Source organism: Kitasatospora sp. NBC_00315, assembly GCF_041435095.1.
Taxonomy (GTDB): Bacteria; Actinomycetota; Actinomycetes; order Streptomycetales; family Streptomycetaceae; genus Kitasatospora.
The window spans coordinates 6,839,600-6,865,106 of record NZ_CP108025.1 but is presented as its reverse complement, the minus strand read 5'-3'; the positions used below and the strand labels follow the sequence as shown (position 1 = coordinate 6,865,106).

Below are 25,507 nucleotides of genomic sequence, written 5' to 3'. Positions count from 1 at the left end.
TGGCCCCCTCATCCGTGGCCGCCCTGCGACTGGGGCGACAGGCATCCGCTCTCCGGCTGGGCGCCGGCGGACAGGTAGTTCCGCGGGACGAGCCCGCACAGGTAGCTGTCGAACCAGCGCCCGTTGCCGACCGTGTTGCCCACCAGGCGGTAGTACGGGCCGGCCAGCGCGAGCACCTGGTCCAGGTTGCTCTGGTTCGCCCGCAGCACGGTGGTGACCCGGTCCAGCGCGTCCAGGGTCGGTGCGAGCCGCTGGTTCTCGTCCTGGATCAGTCCGCTGAGCTGGGTGCTGAGATCCCGGGTGCCGGTGAGCAGCGCGTGGACGGCGTCGCGCCGCCTGCTCAGTTCGCCGAGCAGCAGGTCGCCGTCCGACACCAGCGACGCGACCCGGCCGTTCTGGTCGGCCAGTGTCGTGGTCAGCTGCTTGCTGCCCGCCAGGAGTTGGGCGAGCTGGGTGTCGCGGCTCGCGACCGTCCTCGACAGTGCGGTGAGGCCGTCCACGGCGCTGCGCACCGAGGCGGGGGTGTCCTTGAAGGTGTCGGCGATCGCCTCGAAGCTCTGCGCGAGCTGCCGGGTGTCGAGCGCGCCGAGCGTGGTGCCGAGGCCGTCGAGCGCCTTCGTGACGTCGTAGGGCGAGGTGGTCCGGGTGAGCGGGATCCGGACGTCCGGGTTCTGCGCCGCGCCGCCCAGCGGGTCGAGGGCGAGGTACTTCTCCCCCAGCAGGGTCTTGATGCCGATGGCGGCGGTGCTGGCGTCACCGATCCAGGTGTCGCGGACCTCGAAGGTGACCTTGACGCGGTTGCCGTCCAGCGCGACGCCGGTGACCTTGCCGACCTTGACGCCGGCCACCCGTACCTCGTTGCCGGTCCGCAGGCCGGCGGCCTCGGTGAAGTCGGCGCGGTAGGTGGTGCCGCCGCCGATCAGCGGCAGCGAGTCGGCGCGGTAGGCACCGAGGGCGACGAGCGCGAGCAGCAGCAGGCCGATCGCGCCGACCAGGACGGGATTGCGATCGCGCAGCGGCCTGAAGAGCGGCCTGCGTCGGACGGCTGTCATCCGCCGCACCTCCCTTCGTCGGCCAGGATGCCGGTGGGGGCCTTGCTGCCGTCCGAGGTGGTCACGCCGGAGACGGTGGCCTGGCAGAGGTAGAGGTTGAACCAGGAGCCGTAGCTGGCGGCGCGGCCCAGCGCCCGCATCTTCTCGGGGGTGTTGCGCAGGAAGCTCTCCAGTTGCGGGGTTCCGTCGGCGAGGTTGGTGGAGAGCCGGCCGAGCTGGTCGATGCTGTCCTTGAGCGGCTCCCGGCCCGCCTGGAGGAGTCCGGCGGTGCTGGTGGTCAGCTGGGCGATCGCGGTGATGGACCGGCCGATGGGCTCCCGGTCCCCGGCGAAGCCGGTGACCAGTTGCTGCAGGGTGGCGACCAGGTCGCGGAAGCCGCTCTCCCGGTCGTTGACGGTGGTGAGCACGGAGTTCAGGTTGTCGACGACCTGGCCGATCACCTGGTCCTTGCCCGCCAGCGTGCCGGTCAGCGAGCCCATGCTCCGCAACAGGCTGTCGACGGTGCCGCCCTCGCCCTGCAGCACCTGGATGATCTCGCCGGCCAGCTTGTTGACGTCCTGGGGCGAGAGCCCCTGGAAGAGCGGCTGGAAGCCGTCGAAGAGCTGGGTGAGGTCGAGCGCGGGGGTGGTGCGCTCCAGCGGGATGGTGGTGCCGGGGGCGAGGCTGCGGTCCACCGGGCCGGCGCCCTGAGCGAGTTCCACGTACCGCTGGCCGACCAGGTTGAGGTACTTGACGGAGGCGGTGACCGAGGCGGGCAGCGGCCGGTCCTTGGCCACCGAGAAGTGCACCTCGGCGATCCGGTGGTCGACCACGCGGATGCTGTCCACCTGGCCGACCCGGACACCGGCGATCCGCACGCTGTCACCGGCGGTGAGCCCGGTGGTGTCGGAGAAGCGGGCGTCGTAGCCGTAGGTGTCGCCGACACCGGTGCCGGCGATGCCGAAGGCCAGGGCCGTGGTGGCCAGGGCGGTCACCGCGACGAAGGCGACGGATTTGGCGAGCGGGCCCGCGATGCTTCGGCGCTTCACCGCAGCGTCACCTCCGCCCCGCGCAGGAGCGGCCCGGCCAGCAGGCTGGTCCAGTCCGGCAGGGCCGGCCCGGCGGCGTTCGTACCGGGCGCCAGCAACTCGGTCACCAGGGCGTTCTCCTGCGGTGAGTTGGGCAGGCCGGTGGCGTCGGACCGGCCCGTGGACGGCGTGGCGGGGACGGGGCTGGTCGCCGAGTCGGTCGGCCGCAGCGCCGTTGCGGTGTAGGGGACGGCGTAGCAGGCCGGGCCGCCGCTCGCCCGGTAGTCGGGGGTGTCCCGGCCGGGCAGGTACGCGCCGCGCGAGGGCACGGTGGTCACGGTGACGTGCAGGCCGGGCTGGTCGGTGCCCTTGCCGAGCGCCTTGTCCATCACCGGCACGAAGGCGGCGAGGGTGCTGAGCGTGCAGGGGAACGACGGCGCGTACTCGGCCAGCAGCCCGAGGGTGGCGGTGCTGTCGGTGCTGAGCCTGATCAGGTTCTCCTTGTTCTGCTGCAGGAAGGTGGTGAGGTCCTGGGAGGTGGCGGTCGCCGCGCCGTAGAGCGTGGCCAGGCCGGTCTGCTGCTCGGCGATCGTCCGGCTGGTGCTGGTGAAGTCGGTCAGCGCCTGGACGACGTCCGGCGCGGCCTGGTCGTAGATCCGGCTGACCTCCACCAGGCGGGTGATGTCGTCGGTGAGGACGGGCAGTTCGGGGTTGAGGCCGGTCAGGTAGGTGTTCAGCCGGGTGAGCGTGCCGCCGAGCTGGGTGCCGCGGCCGCTGAGCGCGGTGGCGACGGCGTCGAGGGTGGCGGCGAGCTTCTCCGGCTGGACGGCGGTGAGCAGCGGCAGCAGGTGGTCGAGCACCTGCTGCAGCTCGACGGCGCTGCCGGAGCGGTCGCGCGGGATGACGTCCCCCGCGGCGAGGGCGCGCCCGCTGGGCCGGGCGGCGGGCACCAGGGCCACGAATCGTTCACCGAACAGCGTGGTCGGCAGCATCTGCGCGGACACGTCGCCGGGGATCTGCCGCAGCCGCGCGGGGTCGATGTCCAGGGTGAGGCGGGCGCCGTCCGGGACGGCCCGGATGGCCCGGACCCGGCCGACGACCACACCGCGCAGCTTCACGTCGGCGTTGACGTGCATCTCGTGGCCGACGCTGCCGGCGTCCACGGTGACGGTGGCACTGGTGGTGAACTTCTTGTCGTAGACCGCGACGGCGAACCAGGCCAGCAGGACGGGCGCCATCAGGAAGGCCACGCCCGCGAGCCGCCGCCGGGTGGCGAGGGTGCGCCGGGATCGGGCGGCGGACGGTGCCGGGGTGACGGATGCCGGGGTGACGGGTGGCGGGGCTGCGGCCGACGGCAGGGCGGCGGGCGGGTTCATCCGGCCACCCGCACCGTCGTGGTCGCGCCCCAGATCGCCAGGCTGAGGAAGAAGTCGCTCACACTGATGATGACGATCGCGTTGCGTACCGAGCGCCCCACGGCGATGCCGACCCCGGCCGGTCCGCCCTTGGCGTGGAAGCCGTAGTAGCAGTGCGCGAGGATCACGATCACGCTGAAGATCAGCACCTTGAGTGTGGAGAGCAGGACGTCCACCGGTGAGAGGAACAGGTTGAAGTAGTGGTCGTAGGTGCCGGCCGACTGGCCGTTGACGAGGACGGTGACGGCCCGTGAGGCGACGAACGAGCTGAGCAGGCCGACGCCGTAGAGCGGCACGATCGCGGTCACGCCCGCGATGATCCGGGTGGAGACGAGGTAGGGCACGCTGCGCACGCCCATGCCCTCCAGCGCGTCGATCTCCTCGTTGATCCGCATGGCGCCGAGCTGGGCGGTGAATCCGGCGCCGACGGTCGCGGAGAGTGCGAGGCCGGCCACCAGCGGGGCGATCTCCCGGGTGTTGAAGTACGCGGAGATGAAGCCGGTGAACGCGGTCGTGCCGAGCTCGTTCATCGCGGCGTAGCCCTGGAGGCCGACGACGGTCCCGGTGAAGAGGGTCATCCCGGCCATCACGCCGACGGTGCCGCCGACGACGCCGAGGCCGCCACTGCCGAACGCCACCTCCGCGAGCAGGCGTTGGACCTCGGTGAGGTAGCGGCGCAGGGTGCGCGGGATCCACAGCACCGCGGCGATGTGGAAGATCAGGTGGTCGCCGGTCTCCTCCAGGAGGGCGAGCCGGCGGCCGGGCGGCTTCCCGGCGGGGTTCTTGTCGACGAGGGCCACGGGTCAGGCTCCCTTCTGCGGGATGATCTGCAGGTAGATCGCCGTGAGCACCATGTTCAGGAAGAACAGCAGCAGGAACGTGATGACGACCGACTGGTTGACGGCGTCCCCCACCCCCTTCGGTCCGCCCCGGGGGTTGAGCCCCCGGTAGGCGGCGACCACCCCGGCGACGAAGCCGAACACCAGCGCCTTGAACTCGCTGATGTACAGATCGGGCAGCTGGGCGAGCGCGGAGAAGCTGGAGAGGTAGGCGCCGGGAGTGCCGTGCTGCAGGACGACGTTGAAGAAGTAGCCGCCGAGCGTGCCGACCACCGAGACCAGGCCGTTGAGCAGGACGGCGACCAGCATGGTCGCCAGCACCCGGGGGACGACCAGGCGTTGGACGGGCGAGACGCCCATCACCTCCATCGCGTCGAGCTCCTCGCGGATCGTGCGCGAGCCGAGGTCGGCGCAGATCGCGGAGCCGCCGGCGCCCGCGATCAGCAGCGCGACGATCAGCGGGCTGGCCTGCTGGATGACGGCCAGCACGCTCGCCCCGCCGGTGAACGACTGCGCGCCCAACTGCTGGGCCAGCGAGCCGACCTGGAGCGCGATGACGGCGCCGAACGGGATCGAGACCAGCGCGGCGGGCAGGATCGTCACGCTGGCGACGAACCAGAACTGCTCGATCAGCTCCCGTACCTGGAACGGACGGCGGAAGGTCTCGCGGACGGTGGTGGCGGAGAGCGCGAAGAGCCGGCCGCTCTGGCGCAGCGGCCCGGCCAGCCGGGCGGCGGCGGTCATGCCGGCTCCCCCCGGACCGGCACGGGGGTGGTGCGCAGCGCGTCCCGGGCGGCGGCGGGCAGTTGCTCCCACATGTCCAGGACGCGCGCCCGGCGGCGCTGCACTGCGGAGCGCGCCGGTAGCCCGGGCGAGGGTTCGAGTTGCGGCGCGAGGGCCCTGGGCGCGTGCGGCAGGTCGCCCGCCTCGCGGCGTTCGTCGGCCAGGGTGGCCTCGTCCTTCTCCTCGGACATCCCGATCGGGCCCTGCCGGCGGCCGCTGAGGAACTGCCGCACCACCGGCTCCTCGCTGGTCAGCAGCAGCTCCCGGGGGCCGAAGGCGACCAGGCCGCGGCGGAACAGCATGCCCATGTTGTCGGGCACGGTGGCGGCGATGTCGAGGTTGTGGGTGACGATCAGCATGGTCGCGTCGGTCTGCGCGTTGAGGTCGATCAGGAGTTGGGAGAGGTAGGAGGTGCGTACCGGGTCGAGGCCGGAGTCCGGCTCGTCGCAGAGGATGATCTGCGGGTCGAGGACGAGCGCCCGTGCGAGGCCGGCCCGCTTGCGCATGCCGCCGGAGATCTCGCCGGGGAGCTTGCCCTCGGCGCCGAGCAGGCCGACCATGTCCATCCGCTCCATCACGATGCGGCGGATGTCGGACTCCCTGGTCCGGGTGTGCTCGCGCAGCGGGAAGGCGATGTTGTCGAAGAGGCTCATCGAGCCGAACAGGGCGCCGTCCTGGAACATCAGGCCGAACAGCTTGCGGGCCTCGTAGATGTCGCGCTCGGGGCTGTTCACCATGTCGACGCCGTTGACCAGTACCCGGCCCTGCTCGGGCTTGAGCAGCCCGATGACGGATTTCAGGAACACCGTCTTGCCGGTGCCCGAGGGGCCGAGCAGGACGCTGACCTCGCCGGGGGGCAGCGTGAGCGAGACGTCCTGCCAGACGGTCTGTTGGCCGAAGGACTTTGTCAGACCTTCGACGATCACTTCGATTCCCATGACACCTCCCGGGGGTGCGAGCGGCTGTGGTTGCGGGTGCGGGCGGGGTGGAGCGGCGGAGCCGGGCGGTGCGGGCCGGCGATGCGGGTCAGGGGCACGGGCAGGGGCAGGCGATGCGGGTCAGGGGCACGGGCAGGGGCAGGCGATGCGGGTCAGCGGTGCGGGTCAGCGGTGCGGGGGGCTGGGCATCTCGATCTCCGGCAGGCAGCCGTTGGGCTGGTCGCTGGTGGGGGTGCACAGGGCGCCCTGGATGAAGTTGAGGGAGTTGCCGGCCCCGGAGACGGCGGCGGTGAACAGCGGGCTGAGGTCCTCCCCGCCGGTGCCGCAGCCGGTGAACGCCGGGATGACCAGGTTCTCGGCGGCGAGGGGTCCGCCCGTCTGGACGGTGTAGTCCGGCTTGCCGTCGTCGGAGCTGATCCCGGCGTCCTGCCGTCCCCTGAGCGTGAGGTCGACCGGATCGACCGTGTGGCAGTTCGGCCCGACGTCCAGCGGCGTGCCGTTGACCTCGACGTCGTACAGCCTGAGCGACTGGTAGCCGCCGACGGCGGTGAGCACCGGCTGGTCCCAGTCGGTGTTGCCGACCACGGTGAAGGTCAGCGGGCCGACCGGGGTCAGCTTCATCTTGGCGGTGGTCGGCATGAACCCGAAGGTCAGGAAGGTGGACTCGGCCGGCGGGAGGTCGAGTGCGCCGATGCCGTCCGCCTCGATGTAGCCGGGGCTGCCGTCGTCGGTCCAGAGCATGACGATCCGCTTGTGCATGTCGACCCGCACCATGGCGGGCTGCTTGCGCGGGTCGTTGACCAGGGCCGCCCCGCCGAGCTTGCCGACGTTCGCGTAGCCGACGGCGAAGGCGCAGGCCGGTACCGGTTCGAAGGGGTCGGCGCCGGGCATCGGCAGCACGATCGCGCCGTCCGGCACCGGGGGCAGCCGCGTGGGGTCGAGGTCGCCGGTGGGGGCGTCCGGGCACGCGTCGACGCCCGAGTGGACGGGTTCGTCGACCGTGATGGTGCCGTCGGCGGGCCGTCGGCCCCGGGGCACCACCAGCTCCGACGGGGCCGGCGAGGTCGAACCGGTCGCTGCCGAGGGGCCGGTGGCTCCGGCGGCCGGGGCTGCCGTCGCACTGGGCCCGGTACTCGGAGACGCACTCGCGGAACCGGTCGCGTCTCCGGGCGAGGGCGAGGAGGCGGGCGACGGCGACAGCGACGGCGACGGCGAGACGGTGGGCGACGCGGAGTCCGGGGCCGGCACCGCCACGGTGCCCAGCCGGGCGCTCCGGCCGGCCGGCTGCGTGCAGCTCAGCAGGACGGCCGTCGCCGGGCCCGGACCGCCGGTGGTCAGCGCGAGTGCGAGGTCGCCGGCGGTGAAGGTGACCTCCCCCGGGGCGGACACCGTCACCGCCGGGACCGGACCGGTGAAGGTGAGGAGGACGTCGGCCGTCCCGGTCAGCGGGACGGCCGGGGCCGCCAGGGCGTCCCAGTGCGCCTCGGCCGTGGAACTTCCTTGGGAGACAAGGGTGGTGAGCCGCCCGGTGCCCCCGACGGTCTCGGCCGCCGCCGGGAGCAGGGCGGCCGCGGCCGCGCGGGGCACCGTGATCGTCGCGGTCGGCGGGCCCGGCTGGACGGGCCGGCCGACCGCGCCCTCGGCCGGGTAGGACTGCGTGACGGCGACCGTCACCCGCTGCGGTGCGCCCTGGGCGGAGCGGCAGTCGTACGCCAGGCTCACCGGGCCGGCCGGCCCGTCGGCCGACCAGGCCGCGGCCGGCAGCAGACCGGCCAGCAGGGCCGCGGTACTGATCGCCGCCGGCCGCCACGTTCGGCGCCGGCCCACTGCTTCGCCCATGGCGATGGCTCCTCGGACTGGCTCGTAGGGTCGGACCGGCGGACCCGCCGGCGGGGCACGGCCGAATTCCCGGACCGCGGGAGGGGAAATGCCGCGGAACAGACCACGGCGCGGACGATTGCGGACACTTGCGGCGCGAACTTCTCCGGGCACTGGACAGTACGGGCCGGTAACAAGCAGCGACAAGTGATCGAACCGGGGAATGTCGAGCGATCCGACCCGAGGCCGGTTTCTTGTCACGGATTGACAAATCCGCAGCGGAATATTGTCCTCCGTTGAGTGCCGCGAGCGTCCGCGGCGCCCCACGGACCGGGGGGTGTCCGGCCGTGGGGCGCCGCGGCGGTACCCGGGGCCCGGAAGGACGGCGGGCCCGGGTGCCGGATCAGGGGGAGGTGATCGTCTGCGCCGAGGACAGGACGTACGCGGCGCTGTAGGTGGCCGCGTCACCGCCGTTGATCAGCCCGAGGCAGCTGCCCGACACGTTGTACGCGTGCAGGTCGCCGCCGCTGAGGGTGAGGGTGTGGCTGGAGTTGACGTACGTGCCGGTGAGGGTGGCCGTGCTGGTGCTGGTCGGGCCGGCGAAGTCGGCGGTGCAGCCGGCGCCGCTGATGTGGGCCTTGACACCGGTCAGGGTCCCGGTGGTGGTGCCGGTGCCGGCGACGTAGGAGACCGCGTTGAGGCTCCACGGCAGGCCCTGGGCGGTGACGGTGAAGGTGATGCCGAGCGGGCCCGAGCAGCTGACCCAGCCGACCGAGGTGATGGAGGAGATGCCGGTGCCCGACAGGCCGGTGCCGCTCGCCAGCGTGCCCGCCGCACTGGAGGAGGTGCAGGTGAGCTTGGTACCGGTCTTGGTGTCGGTGAGCTTCGGCGAGGCGGCGCTGGCCTTCCAGGCGCCACCGGGGGTGACGGTCCAGGTGGGGGCGGCGAATGCGGGGCTCGCGGCGAGGCCGGCCGCCGCGGTGAATGCGGCGGCGATGACCATCGCGCTCGTGGTGAGCTTGCGCACGGTAGATCCTTTCGGGAGAGGGTCGCTGGGCCTACTGAAAAGCGGTGACCCGGACCGCCGGCCGTGGAATTCGGCTGCTCCCGAATTCCTCCGGCGGCCTGATGAACAGGGACGTTACGCATGGGTAACCCAGCGGTGCAACAGCCTCGCCATACTTTCTTCGGCGTTACCTACCGGCTGGTATTCCTTTGTCATCCGGACAGCAAATGGCCCCGCTCTTTTATAAACAAGCGAGTGGTTTCGGCGGCGTTCCGGCGGCCCTCCCCGCACGGGACCGGCCCGCCCCACCGCCGACGCCCCGGCCGGCCGCCGGGCCGGGGGCGCCGCCCGGAGGTGAGGTTTCTGTGTCCGGGGTGCTGCGCTCCGCATACACCGTGGTCTATCTTTCACGCAGCCGCACTGAGTTGTACGCGATCCGCTGCCACCGCCTCGGCCGCTCCCCACCAGCGCGCCGGAGCCGGGCCATCGACCGAAGCTCCGCACCTGCACCGTCACCCGCGGGCCCCGGCACGCCCGGGGCCACGCACCGTCAGGCATCGGAGAGTCAGGGGGACAGGTATGGCCGTAGCCAGACAGTCGACCGAGCGCGGCGAGCCGATGGGGCCGATGCCGCGCGAGCTCGCCGTGATCATGCGACCCGAACTCCCCGGCCTACTGCGGGAGATGGCTGCCGAGATCGTCAGCGCGATACCGGAGTACAAGCCGCTGATGGACGGTCCCAACGCCCGGGTCATCCGGCTCGGCATCGAGCAGAACATCGCCGCCTTCGTCGACCAGATCGCCGTGCCCACCGCGACGACGGTGCTGCGTGACGACATCTGCCGCCGCTTCGGCCGCTTCGAGGCGTACGAGGGCCGCAGCCTGGACATGCTGCAGGAGGCGTACCGGATCGGCTGTCAGACCGCGCTGCGCAGGGCCAGGACGCTCGGCAAGCGCTACAACCTCTCCGCCACCGTCATGCTGGCGTTCGCCGACGCCCTCTTCGCCTACATGGGCGATCTCGCCGCGCTCTCCCGGGAGGGCTACCTTCAGGCGATGGCGGAGCTGGGCGAGGAGCCGGACAACCGGCGCCGACAACTGCTACGGCGGATCCTCACCGGGTCGTCGGTGGCCCGCAGCGCGCTCGCGGAGCTGGCCGAGCACGCGGCCTGGCCGTTACCGGCCGAGGTCACCCTGGTCGCCGTCGACGCCGGGACGAAGCCGTCGACCGTTGCTCTGGACAAGGACGTCCTGCTCGATCTGACGGTGCCCGAGCCGCACCTGCTGGTGCCGGGACCGCTCACCGCCGAGCGGCGCGCCCGCCTCGACCGGGCGCTGGCGGGCTGCCGCGCGGCGTACGGCCTCACCACCCCGCTGGCCGAGGCGGCGGACTCGCTGCGCTGGGCCCGGCACGCCCTCGCCCTCGCGGCGGCCGGCATCATCGACGACAGCCCGGTGCTGGCCTGCGAGGACCACCTGCTCTCGCTCTGGCTGCTGGGCGATCCGGCCCTGGTCGAGCAGCTCGCGAAGAAGTACCTCGGCCCGCTCTCCGCGCTCACCGCCGCCCAGCGGGGGCGGCTGGTCGACACGCTGCTGACCTGGCTCACCACCCGGGGCACGGCCGCCCAGATGGCGGACCTGCTCGGCGTGCACCCGCAGACCGTGCGCTACCGGATGCGCATCCTCGACCGCGCCTTCGGCGAGCAACTCGTCGACCCCGACGACCGGTTCGCGACCGAGGTGGCGCTCCGGGCCCTGCACGTGCGGCACCGCGGCCAGTCCCCCGCCTGAGCGGGGGCCGGCCGAAGCGCCGCACGGACGGCCCGGACGGACGTGCGCGTACGGGTCGGACGGGTCGGACCGGACGGACGTGCGCGTACGGGTCGGACGGGTCGGACGGGTCGATCCGGACCGGACCGGACGGACCAGGTCGGACGGACCGGACCGATCAGGCCGTACGGCGCAGCAGCGCGAGGTACATCGCGTCGGTACCGTGCAGGTGCGGCCAGAGCTGCACGTCGGGCCCGTCCCCGAGGGCGGGCACCCCGGGCAGCAGCGGGCGGGCGTCGATCCACTCCAGCCGGCCGCCCTCGTCGCGCAGCACGTCGTCCACCACGGCCCGGGTCTCGGCCAGGTGCGGGGAGCAGGTGGCGTAGCCGACCACCCCGCCGATCCGGGTGGCGGCGATGGCGCCGCGCAACAGGTCGCGCTGGAGCGGGCCGACGGCGGCGATGTCCTCGGGCCGGCGGCGCCAGCGTGCCTCCGGGCGGCGGCGCAGCGCGCCGAGGCCGGAGCAGGGGACGTCGACCAGGACGCGGTCGAAGGCGCCCGGCCGCCAGGCCGGGTTGGTGCCGTCGGCCGCGATCACGGTGTACGGGCCGGGGTTGCCCTCCAGCGCGCGGGCCACCAGCCGGGCCCGGTGCGGCTGCTTCTCGCTGGCCACCAGGGCCGCACCCCGCTGGGCGGCGAGCGCGGCGAGCAGGGCGGCCTTGCCACCGGGGCCGGCGCAGCCGTCCAGCCAGAGCCGGTCGGGGCCGTCCAGCGGCGCGGCGGCGAGCGCGAGGGCGACCAGCTGGCTGCCCTCGTCCTGGACGCCGACCCGGTTCTCCTTCACCGGCTCCAGGGTGCCCGGGTCGCCGCCCTCGGCGAGCCGCACCGCGTAGGGCGACCAGCGCCCGGGCGTGGACTCGGGAAGCGCCCGGCCGAGCTCCTCCGCGGTGGCCCGGCCGGGGCGCGCCACCAGGGTCACCTCCGGGCGCTCGTTGTCGGCGCTCAGCAGCTCCTCCATCGCGGTCCGCCCGGAGGCGTCCGGCTGCCAGCGGCCGAGCGAGTCCCAGAGCGCGGAGACGACCCAGCGCGGGTGGGAGTGGACGACCGCGAGGTGGTCCTCGGCGTCCTTCTCGTACGGCGGGGCGACCTGGGCGATCCAGGCGTCGAGGTCCTGGGCGCTGATCCGGCGCAGGACGGCGTTGACGAACTTGGCCTTGCCGTCCCCGAGGACGCCGCGGGCCAGCTCGACCGTCGCGGAGACGGCGGCGTGGCTGGGGATCCGGGTGGTGAGCAGCTGGTGCGCTCCGAGCGAGAGCACGTCCAGGACCGGCGGGTCGACCTCGCGCAGCGGCCGGTCGATGCAGGCGGCGATGATCGCGTCGTAGGTGCCCCGCAGCCGCAGGGTTCCGTAGACCAGCTCGGTGGCCAGGGCCGCGTCGCGGCGGTCCATGGCGTGCTTCTGCTCGGCCTCGCGGAGCAGCGAGGGGAGGATCAGGTTGGCGTACGCGTCGCGCTCGTCCACGGCGCGCAGGGCGCGGAAGGCGACGGTGCGGGCCGGGTCCTTCTTGGGGCGGCGGTGCGGGCGAGGGGGGCGCTTGGCGCTGGGGGTGGTCACGAGGTGCCTCAATGTGCTGCGGATGTGTGGGACTGCGGATGTGTGGAACGTCAGGTGCGTGGGACTGCGGGTGCGTGGGACTGCGGGTGCGTGGAACGTCAGGTGCGTGGAGCTGCGGGCGGGTACGACCGCGGGTGCGGGGCCGTCGGGGCCCGGCCGGTGGGCCCGGGGCGGGCCGCGCCGGCGGTCAGAGTCCGAGCTGCTCGCCGGACTCGATCCGGGCCCCCCTCGCCCAGTCTGCCGCGCGCATCGGCTTCTTGCCCTGCGGCTGCACCTCGCCGAACTCGACGTCGTGGCTGCCGGTGCCGACCCGCAGGCTGTTCTTGCCGACCGCGAGCACGCCCGGGGCGAGCTCGGCGCTGTCGGTGAGCAGCTTCACCGGGCCGGAGACCTTGAGGCGCTCGCCCCGGAAGGTCGTCCAGGCGCCGGGCGCCGGGGAGCAGCCGCGGACCACCCGGTCGATCCGCAGCGCGGGGTGGCTCCAGTCGATCCTGGCGTCCTCGACGCTGATCTTCGGGGCCAGCGAGATGCCGTCGGCGGGCTGCGGCACGGCGTACAGGCCGCCGTCCGCGATGCCGTCCATGGTCGCGGCCAGCAGCCGCGCGCCGGAGTGGGCCAGCCGGTCGAGCAGCTCGCCGCTGGTGTCGGCGGGGCGGATCTCCTCGGTGATCACGCCGAAGACCGGACCGGAGTCCAGGCCCTGCTCGATCAGGAAGGTGGACGCGCCGGTCACCTCGTCCCCGGCCATCACGGCGTGCTGCACGGGGGCCGCGCCACGCCAGGCGGGCAGCAGCGAGAAGTGCAGGTTGACCCAGCCGTACGTGGGGATCTCCAGCGCGCCGGGGCGGATCAGCGCGCCGTAGGCGACCACCGGGCAGCAGTCCGGCGCGAGCTCGGCGAGCCTGGCCAGGAACTCCGGGTCGCTCGGCTTCGCGGGCTTGAGGATCTCGATCCCGGCCTCCTCGGCGCGCTGCGCGACGGGGCTGGCGACCAGCTTGCGCCCGCGCCCGGCGGGGGCGTCGGGGCGGGTGACCACCGCGACGACCTCGTGCCGGTCGGAGGCGAGCAGGGCGTCCAGGGCGGGAACGGCGACCTCGGGGGTGCCGGCGAAGACGAGGCGCATCAAGGGCCTTCCGGGGAGGGGACTGGGCGGTGGTGGTGACGGCGGGTCAGCGGGCGCTGCCGAAGGTGCTGTGCGGCGAGATCCGGACGGTCGGGGCCGGACCCTCGCCCCAGTCGGCCTCCCGGACCGCCTTGAGCGCGGCCTTGCGGCGCTCGCGGTCGAGGCGGTCGATGAAGATGATCCCGTCCAGGTGGTCGGTCTCGTGCTGGATGCAGCGGGCGAGCAGCTCAGTGCCCTCGACGGTCACGGGGTCGCCGTACATGGTGAAGCCCCTGGCGACCACGCCGTACGCACGGCGGGTGTCGAAGCGCAGGCCGGGCAGCGAGAGGCAGCCCTCGGGGCCGTCCTGCTCCTCGTCCGTCAGGCTGAGTTCGGGGTTGACCAGGTGCCCGGTCACGCCGTCCACGTGGTAGGTGAACACCCGGAGTGAGACGCCGAGTTGGGGAGCGGCGAGGCCGGCTCCGGGAGCGGCGAGCATGGTCTCGGTGAGATCCCGGACCAGCGTGCGCAGTTCCTTGTCGAAGGTGGTCACCGGCCTGGCGGTGGCCCGTAGGACGGGGTCACCGAAGATCCGGATCGGCTGGATCGGCACGGTGGCGCTCTCCTGTCGGGTCGGGCTCGCGGTCTGCTGGACGGTGACAAGTCTATGCAATCCGACCGGCGCGCCCGGCCGCCCTCGCAAGCCCGTACGGGAGAGCGCCGGGTGTTCGTCCGAGCCGGTTGGGTCCGGCTGCGTGACCCCGGCCCCGCTCGGGCGTTGGTCAAGTGAGATTGACCGAGTGGGATTGACCGAGTGGGACCGGCCGGGGCACGGGTAGCCGCCCGGCCGGGCTGACCGTACGGAAGGTGGCACGTAGGCCATGGCCGAGCAGATCAATCACGACGCCCGGGCTCGGGCGAGCCTGCACCTGCTGGTGCGGGACATCGAGCGGGTGAGGCGGCAGGTCGACGCGCTGCGGACGCTCACCGCCCAACTGGGCAACGTCTACCGCCCCCGGCGGCCGAGCACCTCGGCCGGCTTCGTGGTGTACGGGCGCGCTCCGGCTCCGACCGTACGGCTGGCGCAGGAACTGCGCGAGAGCGTGGAGACGCTGGTGGCGGCGGCGGTCGAGTTCGACCGCGCGCTGGGCTTCTCCTGGGATTCGGTGGGCTCCGCGCTGGGTGTCACCAAGCAGGCCGTGCACCGCCGTTACGGCATGCGGCGGCCGGCCGGCGAGTTGCTCGCGGCGGGCACCGTCCCGCCGCCCGCGGGGCCGGGCCGGGGCGAGCGGGCCGAGGAGATCGCCGTCGCGGGGGTGCCGGCGCACGCGACGGCCGGCCTGGGTGCCACCGTGCCGGGGCAGGCCGCCGTGGGCCCGTCCGGGCTGGCCACGACCGTCCCGGCGGCCCGCCAGGGCGGCCTCAGCAGGCCGGGCCTGCCGATCCGCGGCTGACCCGCCGCCCGTCACCGACACCGCCGGCGGGCCGGGGCGGGTGCCCCCGGCCCGGCCGGCGGCGGGCGCCCCGGGCCGACCGGCGCACGGCGGGCCGTCTCAACCGATGTCGAGCGGATCGATCCGCACCTTGACCGGGTCCGGCGTGCGCAGCGCGATCCGCGCGATCTGCGCCGCCTTCAGCGCGGCGGCGAGGGCCGAGCCCTGGCCCGGCGGCACCCGCAGCAGGGCTCGCTCGACCTCCTCGCCCCGGCCGCCGGGCACCGGCACCGGGCCGAGCACGTCCGCGCCCTCCGGCAGCCGGACCAACCCGAGCAGGTCCTCCACGGCGGCCGGCGAACCGGTCAGGGAGGCCATCCGGGAGACCGGTGGGAAGTGCAGCTGGGCCCGCTCGGCCAGCTCCGTCGCCGCGTGGCCCGCCGGGTCCCAGCGCACCAGCGCCTGGACCGGACGGGTGGTCGGTTCGGCGACCACCACCACCGTGCCGCCCTCGGCGGCCGGCCGGACCAGCCCGGCCGCCGTCAGCCAGATCCGCAGGGTCTCCTCCCCCGCGCGCAGGTCGGGGCGGCTGAGCAGCGCCCAGCCGTCGAGCAGCAACGCGGCCGCGTAGCCGCCCTCGGCGACCGGTTCGGCGCCCGGTGTGGAGATCACCAGGGCGGGTTCGGCCGGCACCGAGGCCAGCACCGCGTCCCGCCCGGAGGTGCGGACCGGGATCCGCGGGAAGGCCTTGCCCAGTTCCTCCGCCGTGCGCCGGGCACCCACCACCTGGGCCCGGAGTCGGAACGAGCCGCACTCGGCGCAGTGCCAGGAGGGCTCCGCCTCCCCGCACCAGGCGCAGCGCAGCGGCTCGGCCGAGGAGGCGGCCTCCAGCGGCCCCTCGCAGCGCCGGCAGCGGGCGGCCGTGCGGCAGCGCCCGCAGGCCAGCCGGGGTACGTAGCCGCGCCGGGGCACCTGGATCAGCACCGGCCCCGAGGCCAGCGCCTCCTGGGCGACCTTCCAGGCGAGGCTGGGCAGCCGGGCGGCCTGCGCGGCGGCGTCCCTGGCCTGGTCCAGGTCGGTGACGGTACGGACCCGGGGGGCCACCTCGCGGACGGTCGCCCGGTCCGCGGCCAGCGACCTGGCCCAGCCCGTGCTGACCAGCTGCGCGCCCTCCACGGTGACCGTGAGCCCCCCAAGCAGCACGCCCGCGCCCTCCTCGGCGGCCCGGAGCAGCGCCACCTCCCGCACGTGCGGGTGGGGCGCGCGGGGGTCGGAGTGGCTGCCGTCGCCGTCCGACCAGACCACCACCAGGCCCAGATCCCGGACGGGGGCGAACATCGTCGCCCGGGTGCCGACGGCGGCGCGCACCGAGCCCCGGCTGACCGCCAGCCAGCGGCGGTAGCGCTCCTTGGGGCCGAGGTCGGCGGCGAGGGTGGCGTGGTGGCCGCCACCGAGCAGCTCGGTCAGCGCCTCGTCGACCCGGGCCGTGCTGCGTCCGTCGGGCAGGACCACCAGGGCGCCGCGCCCGCCCGCCAGGGTGGCGGCGACCGCCCGGGCGATCTCCTGCGGCCAGTCGGGGCCGGGCAGCGCGGTCCACACCGCGCGGGGCGCGTGCCGCTCGGCGAGCGCCGTCAGATACTCCGGCCCCTGCGGGTAGCGGCTCCAGCTGCCCGGTCCGGGGGCGGCGGGCGGCGGCAGCGGCGGCGGCGAGGGCTCGGCCTCGGCCTTGGCGTGCCGGGGCGGCACCGCGAGCTGGAGGACGTCCGCCAGCGTGCCCGCGTAGCGGTCGGCGACCGTCCGGCACAGCCGCAGCAGCTCCGGTCCGAGCACCTGCTCGGACGAGAGCACCTGGGCGAGCGGCGCGAGCGGCCCGGCGTAGTCGCTGTCGGCACGGCGCTCGACGATGAAGCCGTCGTGCAGCTCCCCGCCCTCGCGCCGCCCGTTCACCACCCGCGCACCGAAACGCACCCGCACCCGGACGCCGGGCAACGCGTCGTCGGCGAGGTTGGCGGGCACGGCGTAGTCGAAGAACTGGTCGAGGTGGAGCAGCCCCTTGTCCACCAGGACCCGGGCCACCGGCAGCTCGGCCGCCCGCTGGGCGCCCAGCCAGGTGCGCGGCTTGGCACGGCGGACCGTCTCGCGGATGAAGGCGAGCTGCTCCGGCGCCCCGCTCCCCCCACCCTCGTCTGCGCTGCTCATCGCTCCAGTAGTACCACTCGGGTGCGACACAACGCCGCAGGCGGCGGCCGCCCCGGTGCTCCGGGGCGGCCGCCGCCTGGCGGTGTCGTGCTGCGGGTCGGGACCGGATCAGGCCTGGACGGCCTTCTTCAGCTGCTCCACCCGGTCGGTGCGCTCCCAGGTGAAGTCCGGCAGCTCACGGCCGAAGTGGCCGTACGCGGCGGTCTGGGAGTAGATCGGGCGCAGCAGGTCCAGGTCACGGATGATCGCGGCCGGACGCAGGTCGAAGACCTTGGCCACGGCCTCCTGGATCTTGAGGACCGGGACGCTCTCGGTGCCGAAGGTCTCGACGAACAGACCCACCGGCTCGGCCTTGCCGATCGCGTACGCGACCTGGACCTCGGCGCGACGGGCCAGGCCGGCCGCGACGATGTTCTTGGCCACCCAGCGCATCGCGTACGCGGCGGAACGGTCGACCTTGGACGGGTCCTTGCCGGAGAAGGCGCCGCCGCCGTGCCGGGCCATGCCGCCGTAGGTGTCGATGATGATCTTGCGGCCGGTGAGGCCGGCGTCGCCCATCGGGCCGCCGATCTCGAAACGGCCGGTCGGGTTCACCAGCAGACGGTAACCGTCGGTGACCAGCTTGATGCCCTCGTCGGCGAGTGCCTTGAGCTCGGGCTCCACGACGAACTCGCGGATGTCCGGAGTCAGCAGCGAGTCGAGGTCGATGTCGCTGGCGTGCTGCGAGGAGACCACGACGGTGTCCAGGCGCACGGCCTTGTCACCGTCGTACTCGATGGTGACCTGGGTCTTGCCGTCCGGGCGCAGGTACGGGATGGTCCCGTTCTTGCGGACCTCGGAGAGCCGCTTGGCCAGGCGGTGCGCCAGGGTGATCGGCAGCGGCATCAGCTCGGGGGTCTCGTCGCTGGCGTAGCCGAACATCAGGCCCTGGTCGCCGGCGCCCTGCTTGTCCAGGTCGTCGGTCTCGTCGCCCTGGGCGGAGCCCTCGACCCGGGCCTCGTACGCGGTGTCGACGCCCTGCGCGATGTCGGGCGACTGGGAGCCGATGGAGACCGAGACGCCGCAGGACGCGCCGTCGAAGCCCTTCTTGGAGCTGTCGTACCCGATTTCGAGGATCTTGTCCCGGACGAGCTGGGCGATCGGCGCGTACGCCTTCGTGGTCACCTCACCGGCGATGTGGACCTGGCCGGTGGTGATGAGCGTCTCCACGGCGACCCGGGAGGTCGGGTCCTCCTTGAGGAGAGCGTCCAGGATGGTGTCGCTGATCTGGTCAGCGATCTTGTCGGGGTGTCCCTCGGTCACGGACTCCGAGGTGAACAGGCGGCGAGACACAGCGCTCCCTGGGGTTGCAGCGGCTGCTGACTGAAGGCCCCCGGCGGACCGGGGACATCCGGAAAGACTTGATGCCTGGAGTGTAACGGGCAGCTACCGGCAACCGGCACTCAGTCCGACAGAAAAGACGCGGTTGTCACCGATTCCGGTCAACCTGCGATCACGGTTGGGCCGACCGGCTCAGGGGCCGCCGGGCCGCCCCCCGCGGTCAGCCGAGCGGGCCCCCGCGGTCAGCCGAGCGGGCCCCCAACCGCGCCGCGACCAGGTCCCAGACCACGTCGGCCAGCGCCTCCTTCGGTCCGACCGGTACGTCCGTCCGGGTGCCGTCGGCGCCCAGCACGACGGCCTCGTTGACGTCGGAGCCGAAGCCCTTGCGCTCGCCGACCTCGTTGACCACCAGCAGGTCGCAGCCCTTGCGGGCGAGCTTGGCCCGGCCGTTGTCGAGCACGTGGTCGGTCTCGGCGGCGAATCCCACCACCAGCTGCCCGGGCCGGGCGCGGTCGGCCGAGACTTCGGCGAGGATGTCCGGGTTCCGCACCAGGGCGACCGGCGCCGGGTCCACCCCCTCGACCTTCTTGATCTTCCCGGTGACGTACTCGGCCGGCCGGAAGTCCGCGACGGCGGCGGCCATCACCACGGCGTCCGCGTCGCCGGCCGCCGCGATCGCGGCCTCGCGCAGCTGGAGCGCGGTGGAGACGTGCACCACATCCACCCCGGCCGGGTCGGGGAGCTCGGCGTTGGCCGAGAGCAGCGTGACCCTCGCGCCGCGCGCGGCGGCGGTCACGGCCAGCGCGTACCCCTGCTTGCCCGAGGAGCGGTTGCCGAGGAAGCGCACCGGGTCCAGCGGTTCCCGGGTGCCCCCGGCGGAGACCACGACGTGCCGGCCGGCCAGGTCGGCGGTGGCGGTGCCGCGCCGCAGCAGCGCCCGGCAGGCCTCGAAGATCGCGGACGGGTCGGGCAGCCGGCCCTTGCCGGTGTCGACCCCGGTGAGCCGGCCGACGGCGGGCTCCAGCACGATCGCACCGCGCCGGCGCAGCGTGGCGACGTTCTCCCGGGTCGCGGGGTGCTCCCACATCTCGGTGTGCATCGCGGGCGCGAAGACCACCGGACAGCGGGCGGTGAGCAGGGTGTTGGTGAGCAGGTCGTCGGCCAGCCCGTGGGCGGCCTTCGCCATCAGGTCCGCGGTGGCGGGCGCGACCACGACCAGGTCGGCCCGCTGGCCGATCCGTACGTGCGGGACCTCGTGCACGCTCTCCCAGGTCTCGGTGGCGGCCGGCCGGCCGGAGAGCGCGGCCCAGGTGGCCTCGCCGACGAAGTGCAGGGCGGCGGCGGTCGGCACCACGGTGACCCGGTGGCCGGACTCGGTCAGTCTGCGCAGCAGCTCGCAGGCCTTGTACGCGGCGATGCCGCCGCTGACGCCGAGGACGACGCGCGGGGCGTCGGACCGGTCCGTGGTCGCGTTCATGCTGCTGCTCTCTCCGTCCGTTCGGGGCGTGCCGGGTCGGGCTTCACCCTATGACCCGCCGGATCGGCGCCGCACTGTGGCGCGGGGCACAACGGGAAGGGCCCGCCGGAGGCATCCGGCGGGCCCTTCACAACGCTGTGCGAGGAGACGGGTGCTGCTCAGGCAGCCTCGATCGCCTCGGCGGTCAGCATGCCGGCGTTGATCTCGCGGAGCGCGATCGACAGCGGCTTCTCGTGCACGTGGGTGTCGACCAGGGGGCCGACGTACTCCAGGAGGCCCTCACCGAGCTGCGAGTAGTACGCGTTGATCTGACGCGCGCGCTTGGCGGCGTAGATGACCAGGCTGTACTTGGAGTCGGTCGCCTCCAGCAGCTCGTCGATCGGCGGGTTGATGATGCCCTCGGGCGCGGTCATCGAAGAGGACACGCTGAAACCTTCCGAAAGGTGGAAAAGACAAGATGCTGATCAGACAGCGTCACGGGGACGAATCCGGTCAGGCCACACCGAGCAAGGCTAGCAGTTCGACCGCTACCTGCTCGACCGAGGTGTTGACAAGGGTCGTGTCGAACTCCGACTCCGCCGCCAACTCGACCTTGGCCGCCTCCAGCCGCCGCTCGATCACGTCCTGCGGCTCGGTGCCCCGACCGGTGAGCCGGCGGACCAGCTCGTCCCAGCTCGGCGGGGCCAGGAAGATCAACAGCGCCTCGGCCATCGACTCCCGCACCTGGCGGGCGCCCTGCAGATCGATCTCCAGCAGGACGGGCACTCCGTTGTCCAGCTTCTCCAGCACCGCCGCGCGCGGCGTGCCGTACCGGTTGCCGGCGAAAACGGCCCACTCCAGCAGCTCGCCGTTGGCGATCAGCTTGTCGAACTCGTCGTTGTCGACGAAGTAGTAGTGGATCCCGTTCTGCTCGCCGGGCCTCGGGTGCCTGGTGGTCACCGACACCGAGAGCCAGACCTCGGGGTGCTGCTTCCTCATATGAGCGACGACCGTGCTCTTGCCGACCCCCGAGGGGCCGGAGAGCACGGTCAGCCGCGGACGCTCACTCATGCACCGATTATCCCGGATCGCGGAGGATCCGGAGACCACCGGGCACACTCGGCGTATGACACGCTTTGATGATCAGGTGCGTACAGGGGTGATCGGATCACCGCACCCGGCCGAGGTCAGGAGACGGCGCCGCCGAACTCCCGCTCCAGCGAGGCGATCTGGTTCGTGCCGAGGCCGCGCACGCGGCGGCTCTCACTGATGCCGAGACGCTCCATGATCTGCTTGGCACGAACCTTGCCGACACCCGGCAGGCTCTCCAGCAGTGCGGAGACCTTCATCTTGCCGATGACCTCGTTGTCGGCCTTGCCGGCCTTGATCACCTCGTGCAGCGAAGCACCGGAGTGCTTGAGCCGGTTCTTCACCTCGGCGCGCTCACGCCGAGCCTCGGCGGCCTTGGCGAGCGCGGCGGTGCGCTGTTCAGGGGTAAGGGGCGGAAGAGCCACGCCGTTCACCTCAGGGTGTGGAAGGAAGGGATGAGCCAGGACGGTGGAACGGGCCCCCGCCGCAAGCGAACCCGAGGGCTCTGACCTGCGAGAGCGACGGGAATCGCCGCTCCGTGGTGACCTACCGCCGGACACTACCCGGATTGCGGCGCCGCGTCAGGAAAAGAACACGAAAAGTCCTGGTCAGCCCAGGCCGACCAGGACTTTTCCGGGCAAAACAGCCGGGAATCCGGCCCCTCTCCACGCGAGTGTGACGGCGCTCACTTCCCGGTGACGCGCCCGCCCGGTGCTCCGCACCACCACGGGCGCCGCACCTGCGGCCCGGCTACTTCACCGCGGCCGCGAACTCCTCGACGAAACGCCGGGCCGCCTCGCGCAGTGCGGGGACGGACGGGCCGTGCCGGAGAACGTCACGGCTGACGCTCGGCACCACGTTCAGGACGGCGTCGCCGAAGACCCGTGGCAGGTCCGCCATGGTCGCGCCCTGCGCGCCGATGCCGGGGGCCAGCAGCGGCCCGTTGATCGCGAGGTCCACGCCCGCGTCGGCGAGCGTCGCGCCGACCACCGCGCCGAACGAGCCGAGCGGCTCGGCACCGGCGTTCTCCGCAGCCAGCCGGCGCAGCACCGAGGCCGCCACCGTCTCGCCGCCGGCCCCGACCGCGCGCTGCACCTCGGCGCCCTCCGGGTTGGAGGTCAGGGCCAGGGCGAACACCCCGCCGCCGTTGGCCCGGGCCACCTCCAGTGCCGGGTTCAGCGAGCCGAAGCCCAGGAAGGGGCTGACCGTGACCGCGTCCGAGAACAGCGGGCTGGAGGGGCTGAGGAAGGCGTCCGCGTAGGCCGCCATGGTGGAGCCGATGTCGCCGCGCTTGGCGTCCATCAGCACCAGCGCGCCGGCCGAGCGGGCGTCGGCGACGGCCCGCTCCAGCACGGCCACGCCCCGGCTGCCGAAGCGCTCGAAGAACGCGGCCTGCGGCTTGAGCACGGCGACCCGGTCGGCCAGCGCCTCGACGACCGTGCGGCTGAAGGTCTCCAGCCCGGCGACGTCGTCGCCCAGGCCCCAGGCGGCGAGCAGGGAGGCGTGCGGGTCGATCCCCACGCACAGCTGGCCACGGGTGTCGAGCGCGTGCCGCAAGCGGGCACCGAAGGGGGCGAGGGTCATGACGGCCTTTCGACGGAGGGGGTGGGGGTCGGATGGGGGCGGTGGGCGAGGCCGACCGCGTCGATGAACCTGGCGATGCCCCGGGCGGCCAGCTCGGTGCGCAGCTCGTCGAGGATGCGCAGCGGGGCGACCGGGTCGTGGAACAGGGCGGTGCCGACGGCGAAGCCGGCGGCGCCCGCCAGCGCGAACTCCAGGGCGTCCCGGCCGGAGCGGATGCCGCCCATGCCGAGGATCGGCACCGGCGGGATCCGCCCGGCCGCCATCTGGGCGTGCACCTGGTAGACGCAGCGGACGGCGATCGGCCGGATCGCCGGACCGGACAGGCCGCCGACGGTGCCGGAGAGCGCGGGACGCATGGTGTCGAGGTCGATGGCCATCCCGAGGGTGGTGTTGATCATCGACAGGCCGTCGGCGCCGGCCTGGACGCAGGCGGCGGCGATCTCGGTGATCGCGCCGACGTCGGGCGTGAGCTTGGCGTACACCGGCAGCCCGGGGTCGGCCACCTCGCGCACGGCCCGCACCACGTCGTACGAGGTGGCCGGGTTGCCCGCGAAGAGCAGGCCCCGGCCGGCCGCGTTGGGGCAGGACATGTTGAGCTCGATGCCCGTCACGCCCGGCCGGCCGGTCAGCCGGGCGGCGAGCGCGGCGTACTCCTCCAGCCGCTCGCCCGCGATCGAGACCAGCACCCGGGCGCCGCGCTCCGCCAGCCAGGGCAGCTCCTGCTCGACGAACGCGTCGATCCCGGCGCCGGGCAGGCCGATGCCGTTGAGCAGCCCGGAGGGCGTCTCGACCGTCCTGGGCGTGGCCAGGCCCGCCCGGACGGCCGGCATGATCGTCTTGGTGGTGACGGTGCCCAGCTCGTCCAGCGGGACGAACCGGGCCAGCTCCCGTCCGTACCCGGCGCAGCCGGAGGCGGTGGTGAGCGGGTTGGGCAGGGTCAGGCCGCCCAGCGGGGCACTGAGATCGACGTCCTCGGGCCGCATCAGCGCACTCCCCCCGCGGGTGCGCCGTCCGGCTCGCCCGGCGCGCCCTCCAGGTCGGCGGGAACGGCGCCGATGTCGGCCCAGCGGACCTTGGCGCCGTCGAACACCGGGCCGTCGGTGCAGGCCCGGACGAACCGGCTGACACCGTCCGCCCCGACGACCGGCAGGACGCAGCCGGCGCACAGGCCGCTGCCGCAGGCCATCGGCGTCTCGACGGCAGTCCAGCTGCGGGCGCCCCGGCGGGCGGCGATCGCGCTGACCTCCCGGAGCACCGCCGCCGGGCCGCAGGCGTGCACGACGGTCGCGTCGATCGCCTCGACGGCCTGTGCGACCGGCCCGGTGACCGGGCCGGCCAGGCCGGCCGAGCCGTCCGCGGTGACCACCAGGACGTCCGGGGTGAGCTCCCGGGCCCGGTCCGCCCCGTACAGCAGCGCGGCGGTGGGCGCGCCGAGGATGAACCCGATCTGGCCGCCGCGCCGTCTGATCTCGGCGCCGAGGGCGAGCAGCGGCACGCTGCCGTGGCCCTCGGCCACCAGCAGGGCGCTGACAGGGCCGTCGGGCAGGGGGAAGGGCGTGCCCAGCGGCGCGATCAGGTCCAGGACGTCGCCGGGACGGCTGCGGGCGAGCTCGCGGGTGCCGGGGCCGCGTTCGGCGATCACCAGCTCGACGGTCTCCGCCTCCGGGTCGGCCCGGTGCACGAAGAAGGCGCGGCGCGTCGGCAGCGCCGACGCGGGGCCGCCCACCGCCAGGGTGGCGAAGTGGCCGGGCCGGACCCGGGCGGCCACGCCGGGGGCGCGCAGCACCAGTCGGTGGTACGCGCCCTCGGTGGTGCGGGAGAGCACCTCGGCGTCGGTCTTCAGGGGGTGGGCCATGCGGGGGGACCTTTCGGCTGCCCGGGACACGGGGGGATCACGGAGTGCTCTGAACTCTCCCAAAGGCGGGCGGTCACTGTCATTTCGTGCCCGTACCGGCCCGCCCGAGCGAGCGGGTCAGTTCGCCTTCGCGGTGCCGACGGCCTCGGCGACGGTGCGGAACCCGGAGGCCCGCAGGCGGGCGGAGAGGCCCCGGTGGACGCGGCGCATCCAGAACGGACCCTCGTAGACGAAGGCACTGTAGCCCTGCACCAGGTCGGCGCCGTGCACGATGCGCTGCCAGGCGTCCTCGGCGGTCTCGATGCCGCCGACCGAGACGATCGTCAGCCTGCCCTCGGTGCGGGCGCGCAGGCGCTGCAGCACCTCCAGCGAGCGGGCCTTGATCGGGGCGCCGGAGAGGCCGCCGGCGCCGATCGCCTCGACCTGCGCGGCGGGGGCCACCAGGGCCTCGCGGCCGATGGTGGTGTTGTTGGCGATGATGCCGTCCAGGCCGAGTTCGATCGCGAGGTCCGCGACCGCGTCGATGTCCTCGTCGGCGAGGTCGGGGGCGATCTTGACCAGCAGCGGGACGTGGTGCGGGGTCGACCGGTCGGCGGCCACGCGCACCTCGTGCAGCAGCGGGCCGAGGTGCGAGACGGCCTGGAGGTTGCGCAGTCCGGGGGTGTTCGGCGAGCTGACGTTGACCACCAGGTAGTCGGCGTGCCTGGCGAGCCGCTCGGTGCTCTTGACGTAGTCGGCGACCGCGTCGGCCTCCTCGACGACCTTGGTCTTGCCGATGTTGACGCCGACCACCGGGGTCGAGGTGGTGTGCGGGCGGCCCGCCAGCCGGGCGGCGACCCGGGCCGAGCCCTGGTTGTTGAAGCCCATCCGGTTGACCAGCGCGCGGTCGTCGACCAGCCGGAACAGCCGCGGCGCCGGGTTGCCGGGCTGCGGCTCACCGGTGACGGTGCCGATCTCGACGAAGTCGAAGCCGAGCATCGCCAGGCCGTCGATGCCGATGCCGTCCTTGTCGAAGCCGGCCGCCAGCCCGAACGGACCGGGCAGGTCCAGACCGAGCGCGGTGGTGCGCAGCGCCCGGTCCCGGGGGGCCAGCACCAGCTGCACCAGCTGTCGCAGGCCCGGCACCGAGGCGGCCAGCCGGATCCAGAAGAAGGCCAGGTGATGGGCCTTCTCCGGGTCCATCTTCCGGAAGACGAGGTTGAACAGGGTCTTGTACAAGGCGTGCT

The 25,507-nt window shown here is 73.6% G+C and carries 23 protein-coding genes; 2 read left to right on the top strand and 21 right to left on the bottom strand.

Features of this window, described 5'->3' with window-relative positions:
• Nucleotides 1-8: 8 nt before the first annotated feature.
• From OG823_RS28810 to OG823_RS28775, 8 genes are all read right to left on the bottom strand, one after another.
• A complete protein-coding gene (locus OG823_RS28810) occupies nucleotides 9-1,052 on the bottom strand; it encodes an MCE family protein (protein WP_371483010.1) in 1,044 nt (347 codons plus the stop codon).
• Nucleotides 1,049-2,080, bottom strand: a complete 1,032-nt coding sequence (locus OG823_RS28805; RefSeq protein WP_371483009.1) for an MCE family protein — start codon at nucleotides 2,078-2,080, stop codon at nucleotides 1,049-1,051. Before OG823_RS28805 ends, OG823_RS28810 begins: the two co-directional genes overlap by 4 nt.
• Nucleotides 2,077-3,297 (bottom strand): MCE family protein, encoded by a 1,221-nt coding sequence (locus tag OG823_RS28800; protein ID WP_371484689.1) that lies wholly within the window; start codon nucleotides 3,295-3,297, stop codon nucleotides 2,077-2,079. Before OG823_RS28800 ends, OG823_RS28805 begins: the two co-directional genes overlap by 4 nt.
• Nucleotides 3,298-3,431: 134 nt before the next feature.
• Nucleotides 3,432-4,217: an ABC transporter permease gene (locus OG823_RS28795; protein ID WP_371484687.1), complete on the bottom strand. Its 786-nt coding sequence runs from the start codon at nucleotides 4,215-4,217 to the stop codon at nucleotides 3,432-3,434.
• A gap of 60 nt (nucleotides 4,218-4,277) precedes the next feature.
• Nucleotides 4,278-5,129 carry an MlaE family ABC transporter permease gene (locus tag OG823_RS28790; protein WP_371483008.1) on the bottom strand — a complete coding sequence of 284 codons (852 nt, stop codon included), beginning with the start codon at nucleotides 5,127-5,129 and terminating at the stop codon, nucleotides 4,278-4,280.
• The gene (locus OG823_RS28785) at nucleotides 5,054-6,034 is read right to left on the bottom strand and encodes an ABC transporter ATP-binding protein (RefSeq protein WP_371483007.1); all 981 of its coding nucleotides are present in this window, start codon (nucleotides 6,032-6,034) and stop codon (nucleotides 5,054-5,056) included. The genes OG823_RS28790 and OG823_RS28785 overlap by 76 nt, the downstream gene beginning before the upstream one ends.
• Before the next feature lie 165 nt (nucleotides 6,035-6,199).
• Nucleotides 6,200-7,873 (bottom strand): DUF6801 domain-containing protein, encoded by a 1,674-nt coding sequence (locus OG823_RS28780; RefSeq protein ID WP_371483006.1) that lies wholly within the window; start codon nucleotides 7,871-7,873, stop codon nucleotides 6,200-6,202.
• Nucleotides 7,874-8,255: 382 nt separating this feature from the next.
• Complete coding sequence (locus OG823_RS28775) at nucleotides 8,256-8,879, bottom strand: hypothetical protein (protein WP_371483005.1); 624 nt, start codon at nucleotides 8,877-8,879, stop codon at nucleotides 8,256-8,258.
• A gap of 558 nt (nucleotides 8,880-9,437) precedes the next feature.
• On the opposite strand from OG823_RS28775, the gene OG823_RS28770 reads away from it, so the two are divergent.
• Nucleotides 9,438-10,649, top strand: coding sequence for a helix-turn-helix domain-containing protein (locus OG823_RS28770; RefSeq protein ID WP_371483004.1), 1,212 nt, complete (start codon nucleotides 9,438-9,440; stop codon nucleotides 10,647-10,649).
• Between the two features lie 157 nt (nucleotides 10,650-10,806).
• Here the strand turns inward: OG823_RS28770 and OG823_RS28765 are convergent, their stop codons facing one another.
• The 3 genes from OG823_RS28765 to def form a co-directional block, all read right to left on the bottom strand.
• Nucleotides 10,807-12,243 carry an RsmB/NOP family class I SAM-dependent RNA methyltransferase gene (locus OG823_RS28765; RefSeq protein WP_371483003.1) on the bottom strand — a complete coding sequence of 479 codons (1,437 nt, stop codon included), beginning with the start codon at nucleotides 12,241-12,243 and terminating at the stop codon, nucleotides 10,807-10,809.
• 187 nt (nucleotides 12,244-12,430) lie between these two features.
• On the bottom strand, nucleotides 12,431-13,366 hold the full coding sequence (gene fmt / locus OG823_RS28760) for a methionyl-tRNA formyltransferase (RefSeq protein ID WP_371483002.1): 936 nt from the start codon (nucleotides 13,364-13,366) through the stop codon (nucleotides 12,431-12,433).
• 46 nt (nucleotides 13,367-13,412) lie between these two features.
• Nucleotides 13,413-13,958 (bottom strand): peptide deformylase, encoded by a 546-nt coding sequence (def, locus tag OG823_RS28755; protein WP_371483001.1) that lies wholly within the window; start codon nucleotides 13,956-13,958, stop codon nucleotides 13,413-13,415.
• 268 nt (nucleotides 13,959-14,226) lie between these two features.
• On the opposite strand from def, the gene OG823_RS28750 reads away from it, so the two are divergent.
• A complete protein-coding gene (locus OG823_RS28750; RefSeq protein WP_371483000.1) occupies nucleotides 14,227-14,799 on the top strand; it encodes a hypothetical protein in 573 nt (190 codons plus the stop codon).
• Nucleotides 14,800-14,898: 99 nt separating this feature from the next.
• Here OG823_RS28750 and OG823_RS28745 read toward each other — a convergent pair whose 3' ends face one another.
• The 10 genes from OG823_RS28745 to OG823_RS28700 form a co-directional block, all read right to left on the bottom strand.
• The gene (locus tag OG823_RS28745; protein WP_371482999.1) at nucleotides 14,899-16,977 is read right to left on the bottom strand and encodes a primosomal protein N'; all 2,079 of its coding nucleotides are present in this window, start codon (nucleotides 16,975-16,977) and stop codon (nucleotides 14,899-14,901) included.
• Between the two features lie 108 nt (nucleotides 16,978-17,085).
• A complete protein-coding gene (gene metK, locus OG823_RS28740; RefSeq protein ID WP_371482998.1) occupies nucleotides 17,086-18,309 on the bottom strand; it encodes a methionine adenosyltransferase in 1,224 nt (407 codons plus the stop codon).
• 208 nt (nucleotides 18,310-18,517) lie between these two features.
• The gene (gene coaBC / locus OG823_RS28735; protein WP_371482997.1) at nucleotides 18,518-19,774 is read right to left on the bottom strand and encodes a bifunctional phosphopantothenoylcysteine decarboxylase/phosphopantothenate--cysteine ligase CoaBC; all 1,257 of its coding nucleotides are present in this window, start codon (nucleotides 19,772-19,774) and stop codon (nucleotides 18,518-18,520) included.
• 158 nt (nucleotides 19,775-19,932) lie between these two features.
• The gene (gene rpoZ / locus OG823_RS28730; protein WP_030240625.1) at nucleotides 19,933-20,199 is read right to left on the bottom strand and encodes a DNA-directed RNA polymerase subunit omega; all 267 of its coding nucleotides are present in this window, start codon (nucleotides 20,197-20,199) and stop codon (nucleotides 19,933-19,935) included.
• Between the two features lie 67 nt (nucleotides 20,200-20,266).
• Nucleotides 20,267-20,824, bottom strand: a complete 558-nt coding sequence (gene gmk, locus OG823_RS28725; RefSeq protein ID WP_371482996.1) for a guanylate kinase — start codon at nucleotides 20,822-20,824, stop codon at nucleotides 20,267-20,269.
• Nucleotides 20,825-20,940: 116 nt separating this feature from the next.
• Nucleotides 20,941-21,267, bottom strand: coding sequence for an integration host factor, actinobacterial type (mihF, locus tag OG823_RS28720; RefSeq protein WP_073921446.1), 327 nt, complete (start codon nucleotides 21,265-21,267; stop codon nucleotides 20,941-20,943).
• A 325-nt stretch (nucleotides 21,268-21,592) separates the two neighbouring features.
• The gene (pyrF, locus tag OG823_RS28715; protein WP_371482995.1) at nucleotides 21,593-22,426 is read right to left on the bottom strand and encodes an orotidine-5'-phosphate decarboxylase; all 834 of its coding nucleotides are present in this window, start codon (nucleotides 22,424-22,426) and stop codon (nucleotides 21,593-21,595) included.
• Nucleotides 22,423-23,409, bottom strand: a complete 987-nt coding sequence (locus tag OG823_RS28710) for a dihydroorotate dehydrogenase (protein ID WP_371482994.1) — start codon at nucleotides 23,407-23,409, stop codon at nucleotides 22,423-22,425. The genes pyrF and OG823_RS28710 overlap by 4 nt, the downstream gene beginning before the upstream one ends.
• On the bottom strand, nucleotides 23,409-24,281 hold the full coding sequence (locus tag OG823_RS28705) for a dihydroorotate dehydrogenase electron transfer subunit (RefSeq protein ID WP_371482993.1): 873 nt from the start codon (nucleotides 24,279-24,281) through the stop codon (nucleotides 23,409-23,411). Before OG823_RS28705 ends, OG823_RS28710 begins: the two co-directional genes overlap by 1 nt.
• Nucleotides 24,282-24,398: 117 nt before the next feature.
• A complete protein-coding gene (locus OG823_RS28700) occupies nucleotides 24,399-25,499 on the bottom strand; it encodes a quinone-dependent dihydroorotate dehydrogenase (RefSeq protein WP_371482992.1) in 1,101 nt (366 codons plus the stop codon).
• Nucleotides 25,500-25,507: the final 8 nt, after the last annotated feature.